The sequence below is a fragment of the Dietzia sp. IN118 genome, from assembly GCF_032905965.1.
In the GTDB taxonomy this organism is placed as follows: domain Bacteria; phylum Actinomycetota; class Actinomycetes; order Mycobacteriales; family Mycobacteriaceae; genus Dietzia; species Dietzia kunjamensis.
Map to the genome: position 1 here is coordinate 1,049,799 of NZ_JAUMSR010000001.1, position 24,944 is coordinate 1,074,742.

At 65.8% G+C, this 24,944-nt stretch carries 26 protein-coding genes; 10 read left to right on the top strand and 16 right to left on the bottom strand.

Features of this window, described 5'->3' with window-relative positions:
* Positions 1–56 precede the first annotated feature (56 nt).
* Complete coding sequence (locus tag Q2K20_RS05160) at positions 57–569, top strand: hypothetical protein (RefSeq protein WP_132061783.1); 513 nt, start codon at positions 57–59, stop codon at positions 567–569.
* Here Q2K20_RS05160 and Q2K20_RS05165 read toward each other — a convergent pair.
* From Q2K20_RS05165 to Q2K20_RS05195, 7 genes are all read right to left on the bottom strand, one after another.
* On the bottom strand, positions 560–1,459 hold the full coding sequence (locus Q2K20_RS05165; protein WP_227022069.1) for an alpha/beta fold hydrolase: 900 nt from the start codon (positions 1,457–1,459) through the stop codon (positions 560–562). The genes Q2K20_RS05160 and Q2K20_RS05165 overlap by 10 nt on opposite strands.
* Positions 1,456–1,851, bottom strand: a complete 396-nt coding sequence (locus Q2K20_RS05170) for a hypothetical protein (RefSeq protein ID WP_132061785.1) — start codon at positions 1,849–1,851, stop codon at positions 1,456–1,458. The genes Q2K20_RS05165 and Q2K20_RS05170 overlap by 4 nt, the downstream gene beginning before the upstream one ends.
* Before the next feature lie 1,231 nt (positions 1,852–3,082).
* On the bottom strand, positions 3,083–3,211 hold the full coding sequence (locus Q2K20_RS05175) for a hypothetical protein (protein ID WP_256385636.1): 129 nt from the start codon (positions 3,209–3,211) through the stop codon (positions 3,083–3,085).
* Positions 3,212–3,433: 222 nt separating this feature from the next.
* Positions 3,434–4,030: a cadmium resistance transporter gene (locus Q2K20_RS05180; protein ID WP_132061787.1), complete on the bottom strand. Its 597-nt coding sequence runs from the start codon at positions 4,028–4,030 to the stop codon at positions 3,434–3,436.
* Positions 4,027–4,386 carry an ArsR/SmtB family transcription factor gene (locus Q2K20_RS05185; RefSeq protein WP_031265411.1) on the bottom strand — a complete coding sequence of 120 codons (360 nt, stop codon included), beginning with the start codon at positions 4,384–4,386 and terminating at the stop codon, positions 4,027–4,029. Before Q2K20_RS05185 ends, Q2K20_RS05180 begins: the two co-directional genes overlap by 4 nt.
* A 108-nt stretch (positions 4,387–4,494) precedes the next feature.
* A complete protein-coding gene (locus tag Q2K20_RS05190) occupies positions 4,495–5,349 on the bottom strand; it encodes a cytochrome c biogenesis CcdA family protein (protein WP_371517683.1) in 855 nt (284 codons plus the stop codon).
* Positions 5,350–5,390: 41 nt separating this feature from the next.
* Complete coding sequence (locus tag Q2K20_RS05195; protein ID WP_017838574.1) at positions 5,391–6,011, bottom strand: TlpA disulfide reductase family protein; 621 nt, start codon at positions 6,009–6,011, stop codon at positions 5,391–5,393.
* 306 nt (positions 6,012–6,317) lie between these two features.
* Here Q2K20_RS05195 and Q2K20_RS05200 point away from each other — a divergent pair, with 306 nt between their 5' ends.
* From Q2K20_RS05200 to Q2K20_RS05225, 6 genes are all read left to right on the top strand, one after another.
* Positions 6,318–6,680, top strand: a complete 363-nt coding sequence (locus Q2K20_RS05200) for an ArsR/SmtB family transcription factor (protein WP_063973160.1) — start codon at positions 6,318–6,320, stop codon at positions 6,678–6,680.
* 272 nt (positions 6,681–6,952) lie between these two features.
* The gene (locus Q2K20_RS05205) at positions 6,953–8,671 is read left to right on the top strand and encodes a heavy metal translocating P-type ATPase (protein ID WP_276549594.1); all 1,719 of its coding nucleotides are present in this window, start codon (positions 6,953–6,955) and stop codon (positions 8,669–8,671) included.
* Positions 8,672–8,879: 208 nt separating this feature from the next.
* Positions 8,880–9,257: an ArsR/SmtB family transcription factor gene (locus Q2K20_RS05210; RefSeq protein ID WP_042330374.1), complete on the top strand. Its 378-nt coding sequence runs from the start codon at positions 8,880–8,882 to the stop codon at positions 9,255–9,257.
* A gap of 6 nt (positions 9,258–9,263) precedes the next feature.
* Positions 9,264–10,205: a cation diffusion facilitator family transporter gene (locus tag Q2K20_RS05215; protein WP_017838579.1), complete on the top strand. Its 942-nt coding sequence runs from the start codon at positions 9,264–9,266 to the stop codon at positions 10,203–10,205.
* Positions 10,206–10,575: 370 nt separating this feature from the next.
* Positions 10,576–12,618 carry a cytochrome c oxidase assembly protein gene (locus tag Q2K20_RS05220; protein ID WP_132061791.1) on the top strand — a complete coding sequence of 681 codons (2,043 nt, stop codon included), beginning with the start codon at positions 10,576–10,578 and terminating at the stop codon, positions 12,616–12,618.
* An 86-nt stretch (positions 12,619–12,704) separates the two neighbouring features.
* Positions 12,705–13,346: a hypothetical protein gene (locus Q2K20_RS05225; protein ID WP_017838581.1), complete on the top strand. Its 642-nt coding sequence runs from the start codon at positions 12,705–12,707 to the stop codon at positions 13,344–13,346.
* Positions 13,347–13,406: 60 nt separating this feature from the next.
* Here the strand turns inward: Q2K20_RS05225 and Q2K20_RS05230 are convergent, their stop codons facing one another.
* Positions 13,407–14,102: a M23 family metallopeptidase gene (locus Q2K20_RS05230; RefSeq protein WP_063973417.1), complete on the bottom strand. Its 696-nt coding sequence runs from the start codon at positions 14,100–14,102 to the stop codon at positions 13,407–13,409.
* Positions 14,103–14,581: 479 nt separating this feature from the next.
* Between Q2K20_RS05230 and Q2K20_RS05235 the strand changes: the two genes are divergently transcribed.
* On the top strand, positions 14,582–15,352 hold the full coding sequence (locus tag Q2K20_RS05235) for a M23 family metallopeptidase (protein WP_069389212.1): 771 nt from the start codon (positions 14,582–14,584) through the stop codon (positions 15,350–15,352).
* Positions 15,353–16,113: 761 nt separating this feature from the next.
* On the opposite strand, the gene Q2K20_RS05245 is transcribed toward Q2K20_RS05235, so the two are convergent.
* Positions 16,114–16,491 carry a hypothetical protein gene (locus Q2K20_RS05245; protein WP_017838585.1) on the bottom strand — a complete coding sequence of 126 codons (378 nt, stop codon included), beginning with the start codon at positions 16,489–16,491 and terminating at the stop codon, positions 16,114–16,116.
* A gap of 446 nt (positions 16,492–16,937) precedes the next feature.
* Between Q2K20_RS05245 and Q2K20_RS05250 the strand changes: the two genes are divergently transcribed.
* Positions 16,938–17,138, top strand: coding sequence for a hypothetical protein (locus tag Q2K20_RS05250; protein WP_017838586.1), 201 nt, complete (start codon positions 16,938–16,940; stop codon positions 17,136–17,138).
* A complete protein-coding gene (locus tag Q2K20_RS05255) occupies positions 17,135–17,977 on the top strand; it encodes an SURF1 family protein (RefSeq protein WP_132061793.1) in 843 nt (280 codons plus the stop codon). The genes Q2K20_RS05250 and Q2K20_RS05255 overlap by 4 nt, the downstream gene beginning before the upstream one ends.
* On the opposite strand, the gene istB is transcribed toward Q2K20_RS05255, so the two are convergent.
* From istB to lspA, 7 genes are all read right to left on the bottom strand, one after another.
* A complete protein-coding gene (istB, locus tag Q2K20_RS05260) occupies positions 17,970–18,764 on the bottom strand; it encodes an IS21-like element helper ATPase IstB (RefSeq protein ID WP_132061795.1) in 795 nt (264 codons plus the stop codon). The genes Q2K20_RS05255 and istB overlap by 8 nt on opposite strands.
* Positions 18,761–20,017, bottom strand: coding sequence for an IS21 family transposase (istA, locus tag Q2K20_RS05265; protein WP_132061797.1), 1,257 nt, complete (start codon positions 20,015–20,017; stop codon positions 18,761–18,763). Before istA ends, istB begins: the two co-directional genes overlap by 4 nt.
* A 423-nt stretch (positions 20,018–20,440) precedes the next feature.
* Positions 20,441–21,088 carry a vitamin K epoxide reductase family protein gene (locus tag Q2K20_RS05270; protein WP_132061799.1) on the bottom strand — a complete coding sequence of 216 codons (648 nt, stop codon included), beginning with the start codon at positions 21,086–21,088 and terminating at the stop codon, positions 20,441–20,443.
* Positions 21,072–21,740: a DsbA family protein gene (locus Q2K20_RS05275; RefSeq protein WP_132061801.1), complete on the bottom strand. Its 669-nt coding sequence runs from the start codon at positions 21,738–21,740 to the stop codon at positions 21,072–21,074. Before Q2K20_RS05275 ends, Q2K20_RS05270 begins: the two co-directional genes overlap by 17 nt.
* Positions 21,741–21,893: 153 nt before the next feature.
* Positions 21,894–23,150, bottom strand: coding sequence for a Dyp-type peroxidase (locus Q2K20_RS05280; protein ID WP_132061803.1), 1,257 nt, complete (start codon positions 23,148–23,150; stop codon positions 21,894–21,896).
* 6 nt (positions 23,151–23,156) lie between these two features.
* A complete protein-coding gene (locus Q2K20_RS05285; protein WP_227022070.1) occupies positions 23,157–23,723 on the bottom strand; it encodes a copper chaperone PCu(A)C in 567 nt (188 codons plus the stop codon).
* A 613-nt stretch (positions 23,724–24,336) separates the two neighbouring features.
* The gene (gene lspA, locus Q2K20_RS05290; protein WP_227022071.1) at positions 24,337–24,900 is read right to left on the bottom strand and encodes a signal peptidase II; all 564 of its coding nucleotides are present in this window, start codon (positions 24,898–24,900) and stop codon (positions 24,337–24,339) included.
* Between the last annotated feature and the right edge of the window lie 44 nt (positions 24,901–24,944).

Consider the following 24,944-nt stretch of genomic DNA (forward strand, 5'->3'; position numbering starts at 1 on the left):
CAATGAGGTCCAGCCAGCCGACCCGCTCGTGCAGGGAATCCGGAAGGAGCGCCGCTTTGACCTCCAAGCGCCCATGGGCCGCGTATTCGCTCACCGCCGGGATCGCGTTCTGGACGGTGATGGCGTTCGGGGGCAGCGTCGGCCTGAGCTTCTCGCCCGACGGGTCCGCCATGGGCTTCGATACCGCGTGGCTGAAGAACACGCCCTTCGGCGACTACTTCCTCCCGGGCGTGATCCTCGGACTCCTCGGCGTGTGCGGAGCCGTGCTCACCGCGCTCCTGGTCCGAGGCCTGCGCGCGTGGTCGCGGCGGGGGAGGCGTCGGGGCGGCCCCTCGAGCTGGCAGTGGTACTTCGCTGTTGCCGTGACACTCGCCCAGCTCGGGTGGATGGTCGGCGAGATCGCCCTCATGTGGACCCCCGTCGCAGCGCTCTCGTCGGAGCAGAAGACGTTTTTCTACGGGTTCTGGTGGGTGTTCGGCCTGCTGAGCGTCGCGAACCTCGGGTTGGTGTTCGCGCGGCCCACTCGCCGCATCCTCGGAGGCCCTGGCGGACGGGGACGTCAGACCTGACCCACGCCACCGAGCCGCAGGAGATCCGCGAGAATCTCCGGGGCCTTCTGGATGAGGGAGAGGTGCCCTTCGCCCTCGACCAGGTGCGCCTGCGCGCCGGCGACGTTCGCCGCGAGCCATTGCGCGTGGGCGAACGGCACCATCGCGTCCAGCCGGCCCTGCCAGATCGAGACCGGAACGGTGATCTTCCGCAGGTCGAAGCCCCAGGGGCGGGTGTGGGTGAGGTCGTCGTCGCGCCATCCCACGATGCCCTGATGGCCTGCGGCGTTGACCGAGGCGGCCAGGTACCCGGCGAGCTCCCCGTTGAGCGCGGCGCGGTCCACCGGAGGGGCGAGCGCGCCGAGCCCCGCGGCGACGTCCTCGGCGCTCACGGTGAAGAACCCCGTCTGGGTCTCCAGGAACTCCTCGAGCGCCTCGACGCCCGTGAGGGCGGCCGTGTACTCCGCGACGTTCTCCTCGGCCATTCCGTCGCGGATGTCGCCGTCGTACTCGGCGGCCGGGGCGATGCCGACGCAGCACGCGGCCGCCAGACACCGCCCGGGCAGAAGCGCTGCGCAGGCGAGCGCCCGCGGTCCTCCTCCGGACCAGCCGATCGTGAGGAACTCTCCGACGCCCAGGCTGTCGAGGACTGTGGCGGTGTCGGTGGCGTCGTCGGCGACCTGCGCTGTCGTCGTCCCGTCCCCGCGCGGGGACGACGACCCGTACCCGGGGCGCGAGTAGGAGATGACCCGGAGCCCGAGGTCTGCCGCTGCGCGCTCGAGAGTCGGGAACGGCACCGCGCCCTGCGGCGTGCCGTGGTGATAGACGAGCGGGAATCCCTCGGCCGGACCCGTGTCGCGCACCTCGAGGTCGCGGCCGTCCTTTGTTCGAACAATCTCGTGATGGGTCACTGTTCACCTTTCGCAAGCAGCCGCCGCATGCCACCGCGAGCGAGCATTAGTGCCACGATGAGGGCGGTCACCGCGACGAAGCCACCCAGTTGGACGGCGTCGCCGAAGGCGAGGGCGACCAGCTCCAGAACCAGGAACTTACTGCCCGGCAGCACCAACACCAGCGCGGCCACGTTCACGACGCGAACCGGAAGCGTCCTGTCCGAGCGGATGCGACCCACAAGCCCTTTCTTGACCCGCAGCACGATCTCCAGGACGACCTTGAGCAGGACCGCTGTGAGAAGCGCCAGCAGGAACGTCTCCGACAGGACCGCGGGGAAGAGCTGGATGAACACGCCCAGGACGACGAGATAGGCGAGGACATCCACGAGGTCGATGGGACGAAGCCGCACTCTGGGAGTCTATCGGCCGTGCCGTCGGGTGGTTCAGCGATATTGGGGCGAAAGTCTGGTGCCGGCCAGCAGGTCGAGGTGCAACTATCGGCCGCGGAAATGCGTCCACCCCAAGCGGGGCCGATATCGGAGAGGCGGACGAGTGCCGCCGGGGTCCGATCACGCCGGTTGTGGGAAGGACCACGTAGGTGACGACGAAGAGGGCGTTCGCTGAACCTGTCTGCGTGTCGTGACTGGCACCCGAGGACGGTGAGCGCTCAGTTGGTCATTGTCCGCGAGTTCGACGGACCGCCCGACGGATTCTGACGCCCCATGGCGCTCGATTGAGCTTGATCGGCCTGTCTTCGGATACAGAGGGCTGGGGCCAGTCCCAGTTGCCAGAACGGATGGCTGGGTACGAATGCACGGTGTGCTCGGTGGTGTTCCCGGCCCCGTCGGTGATGCGAATCGTAGAGCAGAGGTGGACGTACCACGCATTACGCGCATGCGTGATCCCGTAGGTGGACCAGTTCTTTGTGTGCTCACACACTTCGAATTCCGTGGAGGGAGGCCAGATCGCCTCTACAAGCCACGAGTCGCTGTCGGGGTCGTTTGAGTGCAGGTGCAGGTCCCCGTCGATGTCGCTGTGCAGTCCGTATGCCATCAGGGTCTCCTCGGGAATAATTGTCGCGGTTAGAAGTGCGCCGGATTCCCCAAGCGTGTCACCGGGCAGCCCTGCGCGGATCCGAACGGAGACGTACTCCTTTTAATCTCGCGGTCGATCAGACGTCATCACATAGCCGAGTGATTCCAGCTGCGCAGCAACCGTCGCGGCGCCACCAGAGAATTCGCTCGCCAATAGTGCGGAGCGTCCCGCGAGAAACCCATGCGCGGCACCCGCTATAGCCTTCGAGTCGTAGTGCTTTCCATCTCGAACTAAGTAATAGTCTCGTGCCTTCCCGAAGCCATACTTGTGCAAGAACGACTCACGCCCCAATCGGTCGAATTCGCCGAGCGCGGCGTCTACTGCGGGGCGGGTAATATCCGACAAGGGCATCTATGGACAGTAGCGTTCCCAGCGTAATGGGCCGGTGACTATCAGGTTTTCGAGTACTTTCAAGCCACTTCACAGGATCGCCTCAGACCGGGTGAGCTGAGCTCTCTCGGAGCGGGCCATGACGGAAACGAGTTCGGCATCGGTGAGGCGCACCGAGGCAGCTCGGTGCAGCCCGATCGAATCGGAAGCGGCGTCTTAGCCGAGCTCGTCCGCCAGTCGGACGGCGGGGATCCAGTCGATACCGAACACCCGGGCCACCTCGGAGAAGGTGGAGGCGTCCGCATCGGTGCTGGTCGCCGAGGCGATGAGGCGGGACAGCATCACCGTCCCGGCCCGCTCCTCGATCGTGCCCGCCGCCGCCAGAAGCGTTATGTAACTATCATAGAAGTGTTGGGTTCCTGCAAATCTACGTTGTGGACTTGATCGCTCTGTGGCGGTCTTCTGTGGCTACTTCTTGGCGGCGACGTACCAATCGGGCGTTCTGGCCGGAAGAATTAGAGCGAGTCTGCGGCTCACGGGTGCGTGGTGGGGTTTGCGTCGGTTCTGTCAGAGTCCGAATGCTCCGCCGCTGATCAGGATGAAGGCGCCCAGGCCGATCAGGACAGTCGGGAACAGGATATGTTCCCAGCGCTCTAGGACTTCGGCGATCGGTCGGCGGGTGGCGACGAACTTGGCCAGGCCCACCAGGACCGAGACCAGAACCAGGAACACGACGCAGTAGGCCACCACGGCTCCCGGGCCGACGCTGAGGAAGACTGGGACGTAGACGCCGATGTTGTCCCCGCCGTTGGCGAAGGTCACCGCGGCCACGGTCCACACGGTCACGTTCTTACCTTCGATTTTGGCGTCGTCGTCGTCATCGTCCCCACGCCAGGCCTGCCACGCGGCCCATAGTCCCAGGCCTAATGGGATCAGCCCGAAGTACGGGATGGCCTCCGAGGGCAAAAACGTCCCGGCGCCCAAGGCCACGAGCACAGCGGCGCCGAGGATGCCTAGGAATCCAAGGTACTGGCCGACCAGGATGCGTGCGGTGGTGCCGCGTTGGCCTGCGCCGCGGGCGAAGAACAGTGAGAGGACGATGATGTCGTCGATATTGGTGGCGATGAACAGACCGATCGCCTGCAGGGCTGAGGACAGGATCACCCCTGCACCTCCGTGGCGTAACAACCCGGCACCGAACAGGCCGGGTCCAGGCAGGAGGCGTTTTCATTGACTGCGAGGGTGACCTCGACCAGGGAGGCCAACGCCCGCGCCAGGTGCGGATCAGCGATCTCGTACCGGGTCTGGCGGCCTTCGGGCACGGCGACCGCGATGCCACAGTCGCGCAGGCACGCTAGATGGTTCGACACGTTCGAACGCGTCAGTTCCAGATCGCGGGCCAGCTCCGCCGGGTAGGCCGTCCGCTCCAGCAGGGTCAGCAGTATCCGCGACCGGGTGGGGTCGGCCATCGCCCGCCCCAACCGGTTCATCACATCCACACAAGACGATATAGTCAGCATTCACTGAACTGTACAGTAGGCGCTGAACTGACTGGGCGTCTGAACAGGTTAGACATTTCTGGGCTCTGTGACTCGGGCGCTACCGCCCCGGAAGGGCCGCGCAGAAGGTTAAATCGGCAGCGTCGTGCCGGTGATTGCGAAGTCCCGTAGCCAACTGATGAACAGTGCCCACACGCCACTGAACAGTGCTATGCCCACTGCGATGAGTAGGAGGCCGCCGATGATCTGGATTCGTCGAGTGTTGCGTTGTAGCCAGCCGACGGTTCGGATTGCCCAGGTGGAGCTCCAGGCGACGAGGATGAATGGCAGCCCCAGCCCGAGGCAGTAGGCGACGATGAGCATGACACCGCGCGTGCCGCTGAAGCCGCTTCCGGCGGCGACGGACAGTGCGGCGGCGAGCGTTGGTCCGAGGCAGGGTGTCCAGCCGAGGGCGAACACTCCGCCCAGGAGAGGCGCGCCGACCCAGGTAGAGACAGCCTTCGGCTGGAATCGGGTATCTCGTTGCAGCACCGGTACGAAGCCGATGAAGACCAAACCCATGAGGATGGTGATGACCCCGCCGATGCGCTGGAGCAACTCCTCGTGTGGTGCGAGGTATTGAACCGTTCCGAGGACCATTGCGCTAAGCGAGACGAACACAACGGTGAACCCGCCAACGAAGAGCAGAGATGCCCCGACGACCCGGTAGCGCGAGCGTTGTCTGGCCTTCTTTTCCTCGAGAGTGATCGTTCGCGACTCGCTGTGGCGCTGTTCGGCCTGCGCCACGGTGACCGGTGGTCGCTCGGCGCCGACGACGCTAGCGAGGTAGGCGAGATAGCCGGGGATGAGCGGGACCACACATGGCGAGGCGAACGAGACCAGACCGGCTAGTAGGCAGGCGCCGAGGGCGAGCAGAAGGGGTCCGCTGGCCGCTGTCTGTTGGAACGCCGAACCGATACCCTGCGCGAGCACCAGGCCGTCCATCGGCGGCATGGCACCGGCGAAGACGAGGTCGGCAACATTCGTCACGGCGTGGCACTCTCCTCGTCGGCCACCAATTCGGCGATGACGTCCCGAAGTTGGTAATCGGTGACCGCCGCCAAATACACGGCGGCCACCCGGTGTTGCCGGTCAAGCACGAGGGTTGTCGGCACGATCGAGGTGGGAAAGCCGCGAAGTGCACCTACGGCCGCGTTGGACGGGTCCCAGATCGACGGGTAGGTAAGGCCGTTGTCGCGCACGAAGTCGACCGGCTTATCGCGATTGGGATCACGCACGTTGATCCCGAGCACGGTGGCGCCCTGGGATTCGAACTCCTCCTGAAGGCGCTGAAGATCGTCGACCTCGGTGCGGCAAGGCCCACACCATTGGCCCCACGTATTGAGGATCACCACCTCGCCCTTGTAGTCAGCGAGCCCGATGGTCTGGTCTGGGTCAAGCAGATCCGGCCCGGCGAGTTCGGCAACCGGTTTCCGTTCTTCCTCGGGGTAGTGGATCTCCAGCTGTCCATCTGGACTGACGAACTCAAACGTGCCGCCCTGCGCGACCGCATCGGTGCCACTCCCACAACCGGAGAGGACAAAGGCGCCCGCACACAGGGCCGCCCAGAGGCGCGCGCGGAAACCGATTGCTCGGATACTGCCCATGCTTTTCACTCCGGTCTGCGACGGGTCATTGCCCCCTCGGCTCCGAACCGGCGGTGCCGCACGGGGTGGCTCTCTCGAACACCAGTGACGTGACCGGCACTGGCGAGATGTTCCCGCTGTCCGATCGTGCCATAGCCACTATCCGCCCTGTTAAACGCCCCAGAACGGCGCGGCAAGCGGGTGGGTTCCGGGGGTAGGCCAGGTACACCTGTGCCCATTGACTGTGTTGGCCTTGCGGTTTCGTCGTCTTTAGATGCGTGGTCACACCGCCAGGGACAGTTCACTGAGTCCTGTACTATTCAGTGCATGCTGACTGTTGCTTCGCGTCAAGGTGTGATGAACCGACTCGGTCGTGCGATGGCCGACCCGACTCGTTCTCGAATTCTCATGAGGCTGCTGGATGGGCCCGTGTATCCCGCCGAGATTGCCCAGGAGCTGGGGTTGACGCGTTCAAATGTGTCGAATCATCTCGCCTGTCTCAGGGATTGCGGGATCGTCGTGGTTGAACTCGAGGGTCGGCAGAATCGGTACGAGATCGTCGATGCCCATCTGGCACGTGCGTTGAACGCCTTGGTCGAGACGACTCTTGCCGTTGACGAGAACGCGCCCTGTCTGGACATGCAGTGTCCGGTCGAGGGTTGCTGCAGTTCGGAAGGGGGTCGGCGGTGACAACGTCCGCGTGTGGTTGTGAGCCGGCCGGGCCAGTGGCCGGCCCTGACGAGTCCGCTTCGTGGTGGCGCAACGGTGCCGTCCTCATCCCGGTGTTCTCTGGCCTGACGCTCCTGCTGGGTGTGATCCTCGAGTGGCTCGCCAACGGCCCCGGGGCGGAGACTGCAGCGGCGTGGCTGTTCTGGACCGCTCTCCTTCTGGGCGCCTCGCAGTTTGTTCCAGGCGCGGTGCGGGGTCTGCTCGTCCGGGGTCGGTTGAGTATCGGGCTGCTGATGACGATCAGCGCCGCCGGTGCGGTCGGGCTCGGGTTCATCGAGGAGGCCGCCGCTCTGGCCTTCTTGTACTCCATCGTCGAGGCGCTGGAGGATCGGGCGATGGACAAGGCCCGCTCGGGCTTGCGGGCCCTGTTGGCGCTGATTCCCTCCAGTGCCACCGTCCTCGGCGCCACCGGGGGCACCCGCACCGTGCCCGTTGAGTCTCTGGAACGCGGCGATGTGCTGCGTCTGGTCGCCGGCGAACGTTTGGCCACCGACGGGATCGTTCGTGTCGGGCAGAGCAGCCTGGATGTCTCGGCGATCACGGGTGAATCCATTCCCGTCGAGGTCGGGCCCGGTGACGCGGTGTTGGCCGGCTCGATCAACACCTCCGGCGTCCTGGAGGTCGAGGCCACCGCCGCAGGGACAGACAATTCCTTGACCACAGTGGTCGAACTGGTTGAGCAGGCACAGACAGAGAAGGGGGAGCGGGCACGTATCGCCGACCGCCTGGCCCGCCCGCTGGTGCCGGGTGTTCTCATCCTGGCTGCTCTGGTCGCCCTGATCGGCTCGATCTTCGGAGATTCCGGACTGTGGATCGAGCGAGCACTGGTGGTACTGGTCGCCGCTTCGCCGTGCGCACTGGCGATCTCGGTGCCGATTACGGTCGTCTCCGCGATCGGTGCGGCCAGCAAGTTCGGGGTGATCATCAAATCCGGTGCCGCGTTCGAGCGCATGGGCTACCTCCGGCATGTGGCAGTGGACAAGACCGGCACCTTGACCCGAAACCAGCCCACCGTCACGCAGGTCCTCACCACTGGCAACGCTGCCCAGGACGAGGTCCTGAGCTGGGCGGCCGCTCTGGAAACCCACAGCACCCACCCGCTGGCCGCAGCGATCACCGCCGCAGCTACCGAGGTCCCCGCCGCATCGGCGGTCACCGAGTCCGCGGGCGCGGGAATCGCCGGCCTTATCGATGGCGCGCACATCGCCGTCGGCAGCCCGCGCTGGCTCGACCCAGGTCCTCTGGCAGATCACGTTCACGCGATGGAGGCCCGCGGCATCACCGTGGTGGTCGTCCACCGCGACGACCACCCGGTCGGGGCCATCGGGGTGCGCGACGAGCTGCGTCCAGAGGCCGGCGAGGCCATGACGTCGCTGGCGTCGAGGGGTATGGGCGTGACGATGCTTACCGGCGACAACGCCCGCACCGCTGATGCACTGGCCGCCGAGGCGGGGATCACCGACGTGCGTGCCGAGCTGCGTCCGCAGGACAAGGCGCAGGCAATCGCCGAGTTGCGTGCCGACGGCCGGGGGCCAGTGGCGATGATCGGCGACGGTGTCAACGACGCCCCCGCGCTCGCCTCGGCGGACATCGGAATCGCCATGGGGGCCACCGGCTCCGACGCAGCGGTCGAGTCGGCGGATGTCGCATTCACCGGCGATGACTTGCGACTGATCCCGCGCGCCATAGACCACGCCCGCCGCGGTCGTCGCGTCATCAATCAGAACATCATCCTGTCCTTGGCGATCATCATCGTTCTGCTTCCACTGGCGATCACCGGAATTCTGGGACTCGCAGCGGTCGTCCTGGTCCACGAGGTCGCCGAAGTCTTCGTGATACTCAATGGCCTGCGTGCCGCACGCACCAGGCAGCTCGAGCGACCCTCGAGCCCAAGAACTGCCGACCGCGACGACAGCCGGCACATGCACCAGCTGGCACCGCTCCCTCATTGACACTGTGCCCGCGTGCCCCGCACCGCACACCGCCGGAAAAAAACGACGGCAACCATCACAACACTCGGTATCGACCGGACGGCCTTGCGCTGCGCCCCGGCATCGACGGGAGGGCATCAGCTGCCAGGCACGACTGAGCAAGAACAATGCGTACACCGATGGCCGAGACCCACCCGAACTTATCGACGGTTCGTGCTAACATCGCTCTATGGCGATCAATTATGGGGTGCCCGATTCAGTGACGTTCGAGGATCGAAACACCTATGCAGCGTTGTTCCATGCTCTGGCAGAACCAACTCGACTGGCGTTGTTGGAGCATCTGGTCAGTGGTGAGCATCGGGTTCGGGATCTGGTCGATCACATGCATCTGGCACAGTCCACGGTGAGCAAGCACCTGGCTTGCCTGCGGGATTGCGGGTTAGTCAGAATGCGGATCGAGGGGCGCTCCTCGTGGTTCTCGCTGGCTGAGCCGGCCCGGCTGGCGGACCTGGTGGAAGCCGCCGATGCGCTGTTGAGTGCGTCCGGGGTGTCGCCGTCGCTGCGCGATCACCAGGACCACCCCGACCTTGACCTCGGGCAGGAGTGAGTCGAGATGGGGCATAGCCACGGTCACGACCATGGAAGTACTTCTCCCCAGGCCGATCGCGGGACGCGTCGTCGGCTGCTGATCGCGTTCTGCATCACCGCGATCATCGTGGTGGCCCAAGCGGTGGGCAGCGTGGTCACTGGCAGTCTCGCGTTGTTGACCGACACCGCTCATGCATTGGCTGATGCGTCGGGATTGTTGGTTGCGGTCATAGCCGCGACGATGATGCTGCGTCCACCGAGCAGTAAACGGACCTGGGGATTCGCCCGGATCGAAGTCATCGCCGCACTAGGGCAAGCTGTCCTGCTGATCGTCGTCGGTAGCTATGCCGCGATCGAAGGCGTCCGCAGACTCTTCGAGCCGGCGGACGTGCCCGGTACCGAACTGCTGGTGTTCGGCGTGATCGGCCTGATCGCCAATATCGCCGCCATTGTGGTGCTGGCCTCCAGGCGAGGCGACAACTTCAACATGCGGGCGGCATTTCTGGAGGTGCTCAACGACGCTTTGGGGTCGGTGGGGGTGATCGTTGCGGCGATCGTCATCAACACCACCGGTTTCCAGCGAGCCGACACCATTGCCGCGCTGTTCATCGCCGCCTTGATCATCCCGCGCGCGTTCACGCTTCTGCGGCAGACGGTTCGGGTGCTGATGGAGTACGCGCCTACGGGGCTCGATCTGGATGAGGTTCGGGATCACATACTGGAGCTGGACCATGTTCGGGACGTGCACGACTTGCACGCATCCATGATTGGGACCGGCCTGCCGGTCATCTCCGCGCATGTCGTGATCGATGATCAGTGCTTCGAATCCGGTCACGCCCCGCAGATCCTGGAGGAGATCCTCACCTGCGTCAAGGAGCATTTCCCCGTCTCCATTGACCATGCCACCATTCAACTGGAGACTGCCGCCGTGCGTGACCGTGAATCTCCCGCAGTCAGACACGCTTGACCCGCTACGAGCCGGAGATGAACGGTTCACATTTCTGCACGATGGGTAGTGCGGGTCCGGCCAGCGGACTTGCTCGGCGCGGCGGCAGGAAAGGGATCGGCGGGCGCGGAGACGGCCACCAATGCGGGTGAAGGTACGACCCTGAAGGCCTCGGCAGGCTGGCCGACCCACGCGATCACCGCCCGAACCCGAGACTGTCTGATCAGCTGAGGCCCGGAGTCCGAGAGAGCGGCGGCCGAGTGGGCGCATGCGAGCAGGCCCGGTAGTCCGCCGGCAGGTGGACGGCCCGCATGAAACGTCGCCGGTCACGGGGGTGCGCAGAGCAGGCGCGAATCGGACCCCGGGATACCCGCTTCCTACGATAGGGATCATGTCGCCGTCGTCGAAGGCACCCTCGTCCAAAGCTTCCGCCACCGCCAGACCGCTGCGTACCCGCGGTGTGGTGCCGGTCGTGGTGCTGCTCGCGGTCGTGGCGGCAGGTGTGGTGGTCCCGCTCTCGCGAATGTCCACGGACCTGGCACTCGAGCTCCTCGGCGTCCCGAACCCGGGCCTGCTCACCACCGCCGGGCTCCCGGCGGTCCGCGCGATCGCCGAGCTGCTGGCATCGGTGGCGGTGGGAATGGCGCTGTTCGCCGCGTTCTTCACCCCGCCGCAGAAAGACAAGACCCTCGACGTGGACGGCTACCGCGCACAGCAGATCTCCTCGTGGATCAACATCGCGTGGGCGATCGCGGCGGCCCTGCTCATCCCGCTGACCCTGTCGGATGTGTCCGGGCGCACGCTCTGGCAGTCCCTGCCGCCGGACCAGTGGATCGTGGCGATCACTCAGATCGAGGTGGCGTCCTCGTGGCGCTGGGCCGCGATCATTGCACTGGTCGCCGGGATCGGGCAGCGGCTCACCGTGAGCTGGCGCTGGTCGGTCATCTGGCTGGGGGTCACGGTGCTCTCGCTCCTGCCCGTTGCCGCGACGGGCCACGCCTCGGGCGGCACCGCCCACGACATCGCCGCCAACTCGCTGATTATCCACCTGTTCGCTGCCGCGTTCTACGTCGGTGGGCTCGTCGCGGTGATCGCCCACGCGATGCGTGGCGGGGGCCGGGTAGCGCTTTCATTGCGCCGCTATTCGGTGGTGGCCACGGTGGCGATCGTCGCGCTCGGGCTGACCGGGATCATCAACGGGCTGGTCCGTCTGCACCCCGCCGACCTGTTGTCTTCGACCTACGGGCTGCTGATTGTGGCCAAAGCGTTGTGCCTGGCACTGTTGGCGGTGTTCGGGCTGGCGGTGCGCCGGCGCATCATCAACCGCATCGAGGGAACGTCGGCCAACGCCCCGGTGGACCGCGGCACGCTGCTGCGCATCGGACTGGTCGAAACGGTGATCATGGCGGGCACCCTGGGTCTGTCGGTCTCGCTCGGCCGCACCCCGCCCCCGGCACCGCTCTATGTGCCCACCCGGCAGGAGTCGCTGCTGGGTTTTGAGTTGCCGGGGCCGTTCTCCTTCGAGACGGTGTTCGGTCTGTGGCGCTTCGACCTGGTGCTGGGTCTGGCCTCGGTGATCCTGCTCGGGCTCTACGTGTGGGGGCTGATCACCCTGCGCCGACGCGGCGACTCCTGGCCGGTGGGACGAACCGTGGCGTGGGTGCTCGGGTGCGTGCTGCTGTTCCTGACCACCAGCTCCGGTATGGGGATGTACATGATGGCCGACTTCTCCAGCCACATGGTCGGGCACATGCTCATCTCGATGCTCGTTCCGGTCCTGCTCGCCCTAGGCGGGCCGCTGACACTGGCGCTGCGGGCCCTGCCGGCGGCGGGCCGCGCCAACCCGCCGGGACCACGCGAGTGGATCGTGGAGTTCATCAACAACCCGCTCTCCCGATTCCTCACCCACCCGATCGTCGCATCGGTGCAGTTCGTGGCCGGGTTCTACCTGATCTACTTCGGGGGGTTCTACGAGACGCTGGCCTCCGAGCACCTGGGCCACATGTTCATGAACGTGCACTTCCTCATCAGCGGCTACCTGTTCTACTGGGTGATCATCGGCGTGGACGCGGCGCCGCGGCAGTTCTCGCCCTTCTACAAGCTGATGGTGCTGCTCGGTTCGCTGCCGTTCCACGCGTTCTTCGGCATCATGCTCATGAACTACAAGACCGTGCTGGCCGAGGGCTGGTACTCGGGGATCGGGCTGCCCTGGGTCCCGGATCTCCTCCAGAGCCAGCAGGTCGGCGGCGGGGTGGCGTGGGCGGCGGGGGAGATCCCGCTGTTCATCGTCATGCTCGCCCTGGCCTGGCAGTGGTTCCAGACGGACATGCGTGAGGCTTGGCGCGGGGAGCGGCAGGCCGAGCGCGACGACGACGCCGAGCTCAAGGCCTATAACGACATGCTCCGCGAAATGTCCCAGACCGACCGGAAGTAGGGGACAAGCGGACCCTCGTCGTCGAGGATGGTTCCCTCACACCCCCTTGTTCGTCCCCCAGGCACGTCGGCGATAGGAGCGAGCCCATGAACGAGATGGCCGCCCGCCGCAACATCCCCAACCCCACCAACCGGCGGGTGCGACAACCCGGTGGTCTCCACCTCAGTGGCGAGCAACCCCGCTACCAGGACCACGACACCGATCACGGCGAGGGGAAACAGAGAATGGGCGACGAACTGAGTCACAGCGCACGTAATCAGGCCGAGTTCACACGCTCGCACTGGCGGGCGATGCGAGAATTCGTGCTCGTCGGCCTCACCGCCATCATCGCGGGCGGCCTTGTCGCCGCGGTCACCGGTCCCACCGGTTTCGATGAGGGTTCCTGGGTGGCGGCCTACCTGGTGCTAGTTGCGGGGGTGGCCCAGGTAGGGCTGGGCGTCGGACAGGCACTGCTTACTGGCGGCACACTGTTCGGTCGCCTGCGTGTTGTCCAGCTTCTCGCCTACAACTTGGCCAACAGTGCGGTACTCGGTGGCACCCTGACCGGCTCCGTGATCGTGGTGGCCGCGGGCGGTGTGCTGTTGCTGATATCGCTCACGTTGTTCCTGGCCACTGTGCGTCACGCGCGCCCGCGTACGTGGTATCTCGTGCTCTACCGGATTGTCATTGCCAGCCTCGCAGTGAGTGTGCCGGTGGGCGTCGTCTTGTCAGTTGTTCGTCACAGTTAGAAGCCCAGTGTGGGGGAGCCAGGGCCTTGTCGGCCAGCCTGCGCCGTCAGAGTTCCGGCGTCATAGGGCGCTGCTGCTTGACCCCGAGTTGACCATGATGCCCCGTTCTGCCAGCCATGCCGACGGATCGACAGCCCGCGAGCCGCCGTCGGCCCATACCTCGAAGTGCACGTGTGGGCCGGTGGAGAAGCCGCGGTTGCCCATCACGCCGATTTGCTGACCAGCGACGACAGTGTCACCGACCTGAACTGTATTGCTCTCATTGTGGCCGTAGACGGTCATGAAGCCGTCCGGCGACATGATCCGAATCCAGATGCCGAAACCGGAGGCCGGGCCTGAATCGATGACGATTCCATCGGTCGCGGCGAACAGCGGCGTGCCGATGGCGTTGGCGACATCGAGACCCGAATGGGACGTGCCCCATCGGGGGCCGAAGGAGGACGTTGAGATGCCCACTGCCGGGAGGGCCACAATGGGACGCCGCGCCTGCTCCTCGGCAAGCTCACGCTCGTAGCTGAGTTCGGTGCCCCTCTGCAGACTGCCGACGAAACCCGCGGCGGTGGGTCCCGGCTCGCCTGACACGTTCGCGTCATCGGAGGTGAGGGGGAGCGGAGCCGAGGGGGTCGCGGCTTGGGCATCTTTGGAGTGTGCGTCATCGGTGCTACCGGCCGGGGGCTCGTCGGTCGCGAGAAGAACGATCCGCTGATCACTGACGGGAGCCGCTGCCGCAATAGAGGCACCCGCGGCCAGGGCCACGACCGCGGCGATACTGCGGTGGTTGTTCGGTGAAACCCGGCGATGGGCTCCGCGGCGGCGCCGCGGGGGGCTGGTCGACTGAGAGGCGTGCTTCGGTCCTGCTCGCTTCTCCACTGCTACCGAATCCCGTCGTCGTCTAACCGTAATCGTTTCGTGACCTGACCCCGGTTAAAGGTAGTGGCTGACCAACCGGGTCGCAAGGCAGATGCACGGCCGAGACGACCGTCACAGAGAGGACCAGTGAGGTGACAGCTCCGCCAGGGTTAGGCGCTGGCTGAGCTTCCGAGGTGGAGACGACTTCTCCCCGACCGGGAGTCGATCTGGGCGCACTGGGGCTGGCGATGATCACGAATTACGCGCTGAGGGGTGACACGATCGATACCGAGTTGTTATATTGGGTCGTGTTGCCGACGAAATCGGTCACCCGCATCGCATAGACGTCGCGGGAACACATCACCCCGAACGATGGAGACAGCCCCATGATCGACTCCACCCGGACCGTGACCGTCGCAGAGCTCACCGAGCGTTTGGGCGTGCGCAGCGCGACTTTGGCCGGCGGCCGCCATCGTGTGGCCAGCGAAACCGCGACGGTGTCGCGGTTTGTTGGTAGCGCCGTCGTCGGCGTAGCCCTCTCGGGCGGCCTTGGTCTGGCTTTCGCGCCAGCCGCCGCCGCTCAACCCGTCGCGATCAATCATGCCCAGGTCGTCGAGGCGATCCAGGCCGCGGCCGAGCAGTTCGGCATCGACCCCGCCGAGATCCAAAGGATTGGGGACCAGTTCGGCGTGGCCCCAAGTGAGGTCCGGCAGTACGCCGCCGGGCTCGGGCTCGGTTCCCTCGGCGACAGCGCCGGTAGCCCGCAGATCGGTGGTGCGCATGCCCCGACCGCGGGCGCGATCACCTCGGGGTTCGGCTCGCGTTGGGGCAGCTTCCATAACGGCACCGACTTTGGAGCGCCCATTGGTACGCCGCTCTACGCCGCCAAGAGCGGCGTTGTGGAGGCCGCTGGCCCCGCCGCCGGGTACGGCATCTGGATCCGCATCCGCACAGATGACGGCGAACTGCTGGAATATGGCCACAACGACCAGAACTACGTCAGCGTCGGCCAGCGGGTCAACGCCGGTGAAGTGATCGGAACCGTCGGCAACCGCGGAGACTCCACCGGCCCCCACCTGCACTTTCGCGTACAGACCGCCGCCGGTCAGTGGGTCGACCCGGTGCCGTGGCTCGCGGCCCAAGGAGTCCTCGTCTAGCACCGTCCACTTCGGGCGTGCCGACCGCCTCCCCGCGGGGGAGCGCGTGCTGGTGTTCGCCAATTTCCGGGCCGGCGTTGCAACCCCGCGCGGTAGTGCATTTCTTCGGGGAATCCCCGACTTACTAGATCTCAAACAAGCCCCTGCAGGTCACGGCGTTGCGCCCACTCCGAAATGACTCCAGAACCGGAGAATTCTCCGGAACGCTGGCAGGAGTGGTTCCTGGTTTCCGGCCGCGTGCGCGACGTGGAAGCGTGTCCCGGCTGGGAGCGAAAACCGGGGTTCCGCGGACCGTCTTGATATCGCGGTCATTGAGCTGAGTCGTACGGGATTCGATCAGCAGGCCGGTGACCGGACCAGATGCTTACCGCCTCCACCGGCGGCGTCGAGTTGGTTGCGGTGCTCCTCACGCAGATGCTGCCGGGCTCGCTCGTGCTGCAGGAGTTGTGGGCCGACGGGACTCCGTACGCGCCGGGCGTGCGGTACCTCAACGGGCTACCCGGTACGTCGAGGTCGTCCTGCCGTACACGTCGGGCCTGGCCCCCGGTTCGATGGCGACCAACGTGGTGGTCCAGGACGGCTGCGAGCAGAACCTCTCCGAGCACGTTGCCGTGGCCGATCCCCGCGCCCCCGACTACGTCCTGAACGCTCTCGACCCCGGCAACCCGCGTCAGCCGCGGTGCGAGGCGAGCGCCCCGATTCACGATCCGCGGGAATCTTCCTCCCGATGTTCACCCCACCGCGAAAGGCCGGGGTCTTTGTCAATTTGCTTTTGGCCCCGTTTCGCGAGTGGTCAGGATCTGACGAAGGCCCGCCACGAAGTACACGACGAGCACGATCAGCATGATCCCGCTGACGATTACCGCAGCAGGCCGCTCTGCATCTCCGGCGAACAACGCGCCGAGGTCGGCAAGCGGCATGAGAGATCCCAGTGCCCCGAGCACGGCGATGACGAGCGCTGCGATCATCACCCCTCGGCTGGCGTTCGGGACGCGGCTCGCGATGAACGCCGCGATGAGCAGCAGCACACCGATAAACGCCGGTATCAGCGAGGTGGCACTCTCCATCCCGGTGGTGAAGTAGGCGATGAGTCCGGTGGCGGTGAGGATGCCGCCCGTCCACGTGGTCAATGCGATCATTGCTGATCTCCTAGGTCGGTATCTGATTGCAGCTAGGCTGGCACGCCCGTTGCTCTGCGAGCAGTCATCGGCTCCAACGACGCCTAATCAGGCTACGGTCCCGGACGCTGCTGGGGGCGAGACTCCAGGGCGCTCTTCAAGTGTCCCATTCGGTCATGAGTCCCGCGTTTCTGCTTGGGGGGTTAGGTGACACGGGCAGAGTCGACACGAATTGCTAGACCTCAACATGCCCGTGCAGGGCACAGCGTTGCGAACACCCCGGAATGGCTTCAGAACCACCGAATTCTGCGGAACGCCGGTCAACCGGAAGGTGCTGGCGGCCCAGTAGGTAGGCGCCCAGCGCAGCCACGCCGGGCCCGTAACACACCGGGGCTCTGGCCTCGGCCGGGAACGCAGCGGTAGTCACTACTCCGCATGAACATGCGCGCCGCTGGGCGCGGTGCTCGATGGCGAGCATGTTCGATCGGCGGGAGGTCGAAAACCTGACGACGCTGATCACGGACCACCAGGGCACCGGACAGGTCGTAAATGAGGTGCGCGCCCCCCGGTCAGCCCAGTTTTCCGACAGGCCCGTGCAGCCGGCTCCCGTCGCCGTGGTGATGCGCAGGGTGATCGGACAGCCGGCACGATTACTGTTTGGCAGGTGAAACGGTTCTCTCGCATGCTCAAGCCGGGATGGTTGATCACCCTTCTGTTCATCAGCCTCTTCGCCTACCTGTGCTTCACGATGCTTGCCCCCTGGCAGTTGAACAAGTACGAGGATCTCAAGGCACGCAATGCCCAGCTCGTTGAGAGCAGCGTGGCAGGGCCGGTTCCGTTGGACGAAGTGATCCGGCGGGAGGGATCTCTCGGTGATTCCGAGTGGCATCTGGTTACTGCGCGCGGAAGTTACCTGCCCATGGAGGATGTCCTGTTGCGGATGCAGTCCGTCGACGGTGAACTCGTGTACCAGGCACTTCGTGCATTCCGCACCGACAGTGGTGACTCCCTGCTCGTCAACCGCGGATGGGTCCGCGTCGGCGACGACAACGCGGTCCCGGACTTCCCGTCCGCGCCGACGGGCCAGCTGACCATCATCGCCCGCCTCAGGATCCCGATGGATGCTCCCGCCCAACCCATCGTTCTGCACGATTGGAACATGGTGCGCAACATCGACCCCCCCGTCATCGGGGACCTCCTCGGCACCGACTTGTCGCCCTATTATCTCCAGCTCGCCGGTGGGCAGCCCGGGTCTTTGGAACCGATGCCAGTGCCGTCCACCGAGTCGGGTCCGTACTTGTCGTACGGCCTGCAGTGGATGGCCTTCGGGGTCCTCGCTCCCATCGGCCTGGGCTACTTCGTGTGGAGCGAGATACGTCAGCGCCGTCGTCTGGACGACGAGGACAACGATGCCGCCGCGGCGCGGCCACGCAAGGGCGGGAACCGGGCAGCAGGTCCCGGGCAGGACACCACTGTCAACGGCGGGCGAAAATTGACCCCTACGTGACGGGTGAATCTTGACCCCTCTGGTTGTTGGTCTGTGCGGTCATGAGGTCTCGGCGTGTCTTGGTCCGGTAGGACTGCCCGCCGAGGGTGAGGACTTCGGCGTGGTGGACGAGGCGGTCGATCATTGCGGCGGCGACGATGTCGTCGGCGAAGATCTCTCCCCACCGTCCGAATGGCATGTTGGAGGTCACCAGGATCGAGCCCTGTTCGTAGCGGTGGGCCACGAGCTGGAAGAACAGGTTCGCGGCGTCGGAGTCGAACGGGATGTAGCCGACCTCGTCGATGATGAGCAGCTTGTAGCGGCGCAGCTTGCGGAGCTCGGCCTCGAGACGGTTTCCTGCGTGCGCGGCCTGCAGTCGCGTGAGCCATCCGACGGCGGTGTCGAACTGCACGGCGTAGCCGGCGGCGATCGCCTTGTGCCCGAGGGCGATGGCCAGGTGGGTCTTGCCGACTCCCGGCGGGCCGAGCAAGACGACGTTGCCGGCTTTGCCGATGTAGGTGCTGGTGGCCAGGTGCGCAAGAACGTCCCGCCGCAGGGTCGGCTGATGATCAACGTTGAAATCCTCCAACGTCTTAACCTGTGGAAAACGCGCAGCCCGAGTGCGGACCTGGATGCCGGAGGCTTCCCGGTCGGCGACCTGGCGGCCCAGTACCGCGGCCAGGTACTCCTCGTAGGTCCAGCCCTGCTCGCGGGCGGTGTCGGCGAGATCTGCGAACACGCTGGTAATGGCAGGTGTCTTGAGGACCCGGGCAGCGTAGGCCACCTGGGAGGCGGCGTCGTTGCTCATGCCGACACCTCCGAACCCGCGGCCACGCCACCGGGGAAGTCGACGTCGTAGAGGTCGTCGTAATCGCTCAGCGACCGCACCACCGGATCGATGAACGAGCTCGCAGCCGGCTGCTGGCGGGCCCGGTCCCAGTACTCCACGCGCAGCTGCTTGGCCAGCTCCACATGCTCCGGGCTGGTCACCGTGCCCCTGCGTGACCAGCTACGGCGGTGCTCGGCCACCACGTCCCCCGCGCAGGTCACCGTGACCGTCTGCAGGCCGGCGACGACCTCGACCAACCGCCCGATCACACGGGGGTCGACCGAGTAGTCCACCGAGTCAATACGGACGTAGTAATCCCGCGCCAACCTCACCGTCGAGCGAATCCCGGTGGTCGGCGCGATCGGCGGCAGTGCCAGCATGCGGCCCCGGTCCTCCGCAAGCGCATCCACGGGGCGGGCACCGAGCACCCGCACGGTGCGGGTGTTGGCCGTTGTCAGCCACTCGGTGAGCTGGGCGTTGAAATCGTCGGGGCCGGCGAACTTCCGGCCCGCCATGAACGACCCTCCGAGGTAGCCGTTATGGCGTTCCACCATGCCCTTGAACTCCGGGTCCCGTGGCGGTGCGATCACCAGCTTCGACGACAACGTCCCGGCGAACGCTGCGGCGTCGATGGTCGGCTTGCCCGCCGAGGTCGCGATCGCCGACTCGCGGTCCCACCACAGGCGGTGGGTCACCGCACCGAGCTGGCCCAGCAGCAGCCACATCCCGGCCAAAATGTCCCCGGCCGTGCGAGAGGGAATCATCGTCGCCGAGATGAACCGCGAGAACGCCAACGTCATCACCAACACCGGCATCTGGGCACTCTGGCCACCACCCAACGGGATCGGCGTCTTCGGGAACCACAAATCGCACTGCGTCGTATCGCCGGGCTTGTGCTCGATCCGGTCCGCCGGGTCCACCCCGCGGTACTCCGGACGGATCGCCCGCACACGGTCCTTCAGGACCGTCATCGAGTGCGGCCACCCGATCCGCTCGGCGAGCACCGTGGCCGGCATCGTCGGGTACTCCGCCAGGAGCTTGCGGATCTCCGGCTCAAAGGCGTCGACCAGCGATCCCTTCCGAGCCCGCGTGTACTTCGGCGGCTCCGACGACGCCAACGCCGACCTCACCGTGTTCCTCGCTATACCCAACCTCCTCGAGATCTCCTTGATCGGAACCCCCTCGCTGTTGTGCAAGCGACGTATCTCGGCCCACTGCTCCACTGCAATCACCCTCCCAGGGTCGGGAGGGGTCAAACTTCACCCGTCACCCGGGGGTCAGTATTCACGCGCCGTCGACAACCACAGCGTCGCAGGCCCCGTCGGGCCCTCCCGCGGCCACGGTTGGAGACGATGGTCCATCGGACGAGGCCGCGGACTCAGACCGGCTCGTAGCGGCGGCCATGCGTGATCGCTACGGTGACCGGTTCGCATCCGAGTATCGACGCAGCTCGCGTGGAGGCAACCGCGCCTGATCGTCTGCGACAGCAGTCGATAGCTGTACGAGGAGTTGGACAGCGGGCGGGGGACCGGGTCCGAGAGCCATCCGGCGTGCGCTGCTTTGATCTGGGAGCGCCTGCGCAGACTGCGGTGTGCCGCCCCCGAGTGAGCCGAGGACTGACTCGCGGAACGCGATCTGCTGTTCGGCGAGCGTTTCTAGACGAGGGTGGTCCAGTAGTCCCAGAAGCGGTGCGTGATGAGCAGCAGGACAAGTAGGTACCAGGCGGTAAGTATCGCGCCCCGGTATTCGGTAACTACGGCGATGAGGCGCGCAAGACCCGCCGAACCGCTGCGGCGTAGTGGCTGAAGATTGCACAGGGTGCAGTACCAGAAGATCGGTATGGTCACCGCCCAGACGATCATGCAGTACGGGCACAGGGCACCGATGCTGTACAAGCTTTGGTAGATGAGCCAGTGGATGAACACCACCGCGAAGGTGACGCCTACTTGGATGCTGGCCCACAGCCAGCGCTGAAATGCTCCCCCCGCCAGGAGCGCAGCACCCAGGGCCGTGGTGGCGGCGAATCCGGCGATGCCGATGATCGGATTGGGGATGCCAAAGGCCTCGGCCTGCGCGGTGGTCATCACCGACCCGCAGGACAGGACAGGGTTGATGCTGCAGGACGGGACGTAGCCCGGGTTCTCGATCAGCGCGATCTTCTCCACCAGCAGCACTACCGCCGCGACCAGGCCGATGAGCCCACCAACGATCAGCACCACCGCGAGCCTGCGGTGGGGGTACTGATCCGGGCCGGCGTTGGTGGAGTGTGCGACCGGGGTGGCTGAGCTATTCGAGGGCAGCATTGATGCTGTTCTCGAGATCGGTGACGCTGGTCGGCTCGAGGCGCTCCCCGTCCAGGAAGAAGGTCGGCGTGCCACTGACCCCGAGGCTCTGACCGTCCTGCTTGCTCTGCTCGATGCGCTCGAGGGTGGCCGGGTCGTTGTATGCGCTCTCGAAGCGCTCCATATCTAACCCCAGTTCCTCGGCATAGCCGAAAAATGTGTCCATTTGCGGGGTTTGTTGGTGGCCCCACTGCTCGGGAGTGTCAAACAACTTGCGGTACATGGCCTCGAACCGGCCTTGCTCGGCGGCGGCCTCGGCGGCCAGGGCCGCCGCCATAGAGTTGTCGTGCAGGGGCATGTGGCGCACCACGAACGTCACCCGGTCTCCGTACTGCTCGCGGAGGTCCTCAATTGTCGGATAGAGCGCGATGCAGGCTTCGCATTCGAAATCGAGGAACTCAACGAAGACGGCGTCACCGCCCTCAGACAGTCGGGGACTGTCCTCACGCACCAACACTCCGGTGCCCGGACTGTCATCAGGACGTGCCTGCTCGGAGCCGGAATCGTTCCCGGCAGCCAGTAAGGCCACCACCAGGACGACCAGCGCAGCCGTGATCAGCGCTAGCGAGAGCTTCAGATTCTTACTCAACAGATTGTCCGCTTTCCAACTCATGCGTGCCCTGACGTGGTCACTGGATGATAATCGGGCCAGCCGTAGCGATAGCGGTGAGGCGGGCAACCGGAGCGCGATCGACCCACGAGACGAAGGCGGCCCAGACCCGAATCGAGCGGGACGGCGACCGCAGCTCCCGGTGGTTGCGTGCGGCTATCCCTCCAATGCGCTCTCGCCGACGTAGCCGCCCTCGTGGCACCCCGGTGGGATCGCGAAAACGGCGGAGCCGATCGGGACCGTCCAGGTGTTGAGCATGTCCTGCTCTGCCAGTCGCTGCTGGATCGGCACGAACTGACGTACCGGGTCGGCCTGGTAGGACGCGAACAACAGACCAGAATTGCTGATCTGGCCGGAATCCGGGACATCGTCATAGTTGTACGGTCGTCGCAGAATCGTCTCGGCCCGGACCCGCGGCCGAGCCCGGGCCATGTGTGACTCGGTGGGGATGACGGTCAACCCGGTCTGGTCAATCGCCTCGAAGTCAGCGGGATCGTGTTCAGTGGCACCGGTCAACGGCGCGCCCGAGTCGAGTTTCCGTCCGATCGTGAGCTCACGGGAGTTCCGTTCGATCTCCTCCCAGGTGTCCATCGTCATCCGGATACGACGCAGCACCAGGGAGGTACCGCCCCGCATCCATCGCCGGTCGGCGCCATCGGAGTACAACAACTGGTCGTAGTCGGCATCGGCCGGCGAGGGATTGGCGGTGCCGTCAATCTGCCCGAAGAGGTTGCGTTGTGTCTGCCCGGACGGGTCGGTGCCCACGGCACGACGGAACCCTCGCTGCGCCCACCGCTGAAGAACCGCATCGCGAACACCCGAGGACAGAATCCGGGCCGAGTGGGCGACGGTGAGCGGATCGTCGGCACAGACCTGCAGCAGCAGATCGCCGCCGGACCACCGGTCCTCGAGCCGGTCGATCTGCGGGAAGTCCGGTAGCGGCTGCAACCACTCCGGGGTGCGGTCTCCAAGACCGATCTTGCCGAGCAGCTCCGGGCCGAAGCCGATGGTCACCGTTAACCGGGACGGTCCTTCAGCCAACTCGTGCTGCAGGTCGGCCAGACCGCCGCGCCCCTGCGTGAGCCGGGCCGCGTCCTGCGTCCAAGCTCGCAGTACGCCGATGAGGTCGGTGCGGCGAAGGCCGTCTCGCAGATCGAATGCCATATACGCCGCATGCGCCTGCGGCGCCGTGGTGATGCCGGACTGACGGTCACCATGGAAAGGCTCGGTGGCCGCGCCGACGGCCCGGGAGTTGGCTATCGCGTCGCGATCAGGGGTCCGCGCGGTCGCGGTGCGCCCACCAACTCCCCACCCCGCAGCTCCTCCGGCGACAGCGGCACCACCGGTGAGAGCCGCACCGCCGACCAGGAAGGATCTGCGATTCAACGCCGAGCGGCCGTTACTGTCACCCATTGCCGGTCACTCTCCGCCCTGGTACTGCTCATTGCCCCCCTCGAACGACCGCGCGGAGGCGACGATCTCGCTCGTATCGCCGTTCTCCAATGTGAGGGTCACGGCGACATCCTGACCCGTGCGGATCGATTCGTGCACGCCCATCAGCATGATGTGGTTCCCGCCAGGCTCGAACACAAGCTCTCCACCTGCCGGGATGACAAAGCCGCCCTCTCGCTCCTGCATCATCGAGCCACCCGCCGCCCCCGAGACGGTCTCATGCAACTCGGCCTCACCGGAGACCACGGAGGCCACCTCGACCAAGCGGACATCCTCATCGGATTGATTCCGCACGATCCCAAACACCGGTGCCATCGCGCCACCGTCACCGTGCGCATTCGGGTCAGCAGAACCGGGGTCACCAGTGGCGGCCTCGCCGTGTTCAGTGCCCCCATTGACATCAGTGGCCTTGACCCACGCATCCTCCACCACAAGGGGCGCCGCGCCGACGGTCGAGGCTGCGGTCGTCTCCGTCCCGGTCTCGGTGTTCTCCGAGGTGCACCCGGCCAGGCCCAGGGCGACCGCGGCGATCACCGCGACGAAGGGAGTCCTACGCATAGCTCACTCACATCCATGTAACTCCACGCACCTGAACCGCGACCGCCCCTGTTGTCCAAACGGAGCGTCGCACCGGCGTGGATTATTTACGGCGCGTTTCGGGCTGCAACGGCTAGCCAGGACTCTATAATGCCGCGCTTTGGTCCAACCCACCGGCCGTGGGTGGGTTGTAGAAACGACAGAGCCGGCCACCGCACCGGCCGGGTGCGGCCACGTCGGCACCTGAGCAGTCAGGTACGGCCGAACTAGAGGCGAGCGCGACTGCATCGACTGGCTGCCGACCAAGCGGGCTCGGGATCGGCGGAAATGCAGCGGGGATAGCGCTGCCGCCCTGAGCGTGGGTCAGCCACTGTGAGCATCTGTCGCAGAATCTCGGTGTAACTCGGACTCGTCTCGCGGTCGGCACGCAAGACCTGACGTCACCAGCTCCCACCTCAACCACTCGACTGATCCGGGCGCGCCGCGCAGGCCGCGCAGGCCGCGCAGGTCGCGCAGGTCGGCGAAAGCGGTGCTCTGATGGAGGCGCTAGGAGCGCACCCCGAACGCGGCCACGAGACCGAACCACAAGGCCGATGCTGCCGCGGCCACCTCAGTTGTCATGAGGTCCCCTGACTTGCCGGGCCGCAACTTCTGGCGTCTCCCACACCTCGATCCTGTCGCGGCCGGTAAGGGTGGCCACGATCAGCACCACAGCGCCACCGGTGATGAAGACATCGGCGAGGTTGAAAGTAGGGAACCATCCGGTGTGCAGGTAGTCAGTCACCACCCCGTCGGGGGCGCGATCGATGAAGTTGGCCACAGCTCCGCCCAAGACCAGGGCCAACGCCAGTCGTACTGTGCGCGTTGCTGTGCCGGTGGCCCGCCAGGTGAAGAGCGCCAGCGCACCGATGATGAGTCCAGTGATGCCGAGAACGACGCCGGCGGGAAGGCCAGCGCCGAGGCTGAACGCCACCCCGGAGTTGAAACCCAGGCGCAGCTGCATTGGTCCCAGATCCACCGTGTGGCCGTCGGCCAGTGCTCCGCCCGCCCAAGCCTTAGCTCCGAGGTCCGCCGCGGCCAGCAGCATGACGGAGACGACCAGAACAGTTCGCGCCAGGGCACCTTGTTCGCTTTGTCGGGGTGGTTCAGTAACGGGATTGACGTCCTTCGACATGGCATCATCCTCCTCGACTCGAAACCGAGACGGCAGGAAACCTC

What these genes read in the sequence shown, in the direction of transcription:
- lspA (WP_227022071.1), bottom strand. Translation starts at nt 24,900, where the DNA reads ATGTCGAAGGACGTCAATCCCGTTACTGAACCACCCCGACAAAGCGAA.
- Q2K20_RS05210 (WP_042330374.1), top strand. Translation starts at nt 8,880, where the DNA reads ATGGCGATCAATTATGGGGTGCCCGATTCAGTGACGTTCGAGGATCGA.
- Q2K20_RS05280 (WP_132061803.1), bottom strand. Translation starts at nt 23,150, where the DNA reads ATGGGTGACAGTAACGGCCGCTCGGCGTTGAATCGCAGATCCTTCCTG.
- Q2K20_RS05250 (WP_017838586.1), top strand. Translation starts at nt 16,938, where the DNA reads ATGGCGAGCATGTTCGATCGGCGGGAGGTCGAAAACCTGACGACGCTG.
- Q2K20_RS05270 (WP_132061799.1), bottom strand. Translation starts at nt 21,088, where the DNA reads ATGCTGCCCTCGAATAGCTCAGCCACCCCGGTCGCACACTCCACCAAC.
- Q2K20_RS05225 (WP_017838581.1), top strand. Translation starts at nt 12,705, where the DNA reads ATGAACGAGATGGCCGCCCGCCGCAACATCCCCAACCCCACCAACCGG.
- Q2K20_RS05235 (WP_069389212.1), top strand. Translation starts at nt 14,582, where the DNA reads ATGATCGACTCCACCCGGACCGTGACCGTCGCAGAGCTCACCGAGCGT.
- Q2K20_RS05185 (WP_031265411.1), bottom strand. Translation starts at nt 4,386, where the DNA reads ATGCTGACTATATCGTCTTGTGTGGATGTGATGAACCGGTTGGGGCGG.
- Q2K20_RS05190 (WP_371517683.1), bottom strand. Translation starts at nt 5,349, where the DNA reads ATGGACGGCCTGGTGCTCGCGCAGGGTATCGGTTCGGCGTTCCAACAG.
- Q2K20_RS05245 (WP_017838585.1), bottom strand. Translation starts at nt 16,491, where the DNA reads ATGATCGCATTGACCACGTGGACGGGCGGCATCCTCACCGCCACCGGA.
- Q2K20_RS05220 (WP_132061791.1), top strand. Translation starts at nt 10,576, where the DNA reads ATGTCGCCGTCGTCGAAGGCACCCTCGTCCAAAGCTTCCGCCACCGCC.
- istB (WP_132061795.1), bottom strand. Translation starts at nt 18,764, where the DNA reads ATGAGCAACGACGCCGCCTCCCAGGTGGCCTACGCTGCCCGGGTCCTC.
- Q2K20_RS05215 (WP_017838579.1), top strand. Translation starts at nt 9,264, where the DNA reads ATGGGGCATAGCCACGGTCACGACCATGGAAGTACTTCTCCCCAGGCC.
- Q2K20_RS05275 (WP_132061801.1), bottom strand. Translation starts at nt 21,740, where the DNA reads ATGAGTTGGAAAGCGGACAATCTGTTGAGTAAGAATCTGAAGCTCTCG.
- Q2K20_RS05200 (WP_063973160.1), top strand. Translation starts at nt 6,318, where the DNA reads ATGCTGACTGTTGCTTCGCGTCAAGGTGTGATGAACCGACTCGGTCGT.
- Q2K20_RS05195 (WP_017838574.1), bottom strand. Translation starts at nt 6,011, where the DNA reads ATGGGCAGTATCCGAGCAATCGGTTTCCGCGCGCGCCTCTGGGCGGCC.
- Q2K20_RS05205 (WP_276549594.1), top strand. Translation starts at nt 6,953, where the DNA reads ATGACGATCAGCGCCGCCGGTGCGGTCGGGCTCGGGTTCATCGAGGAG.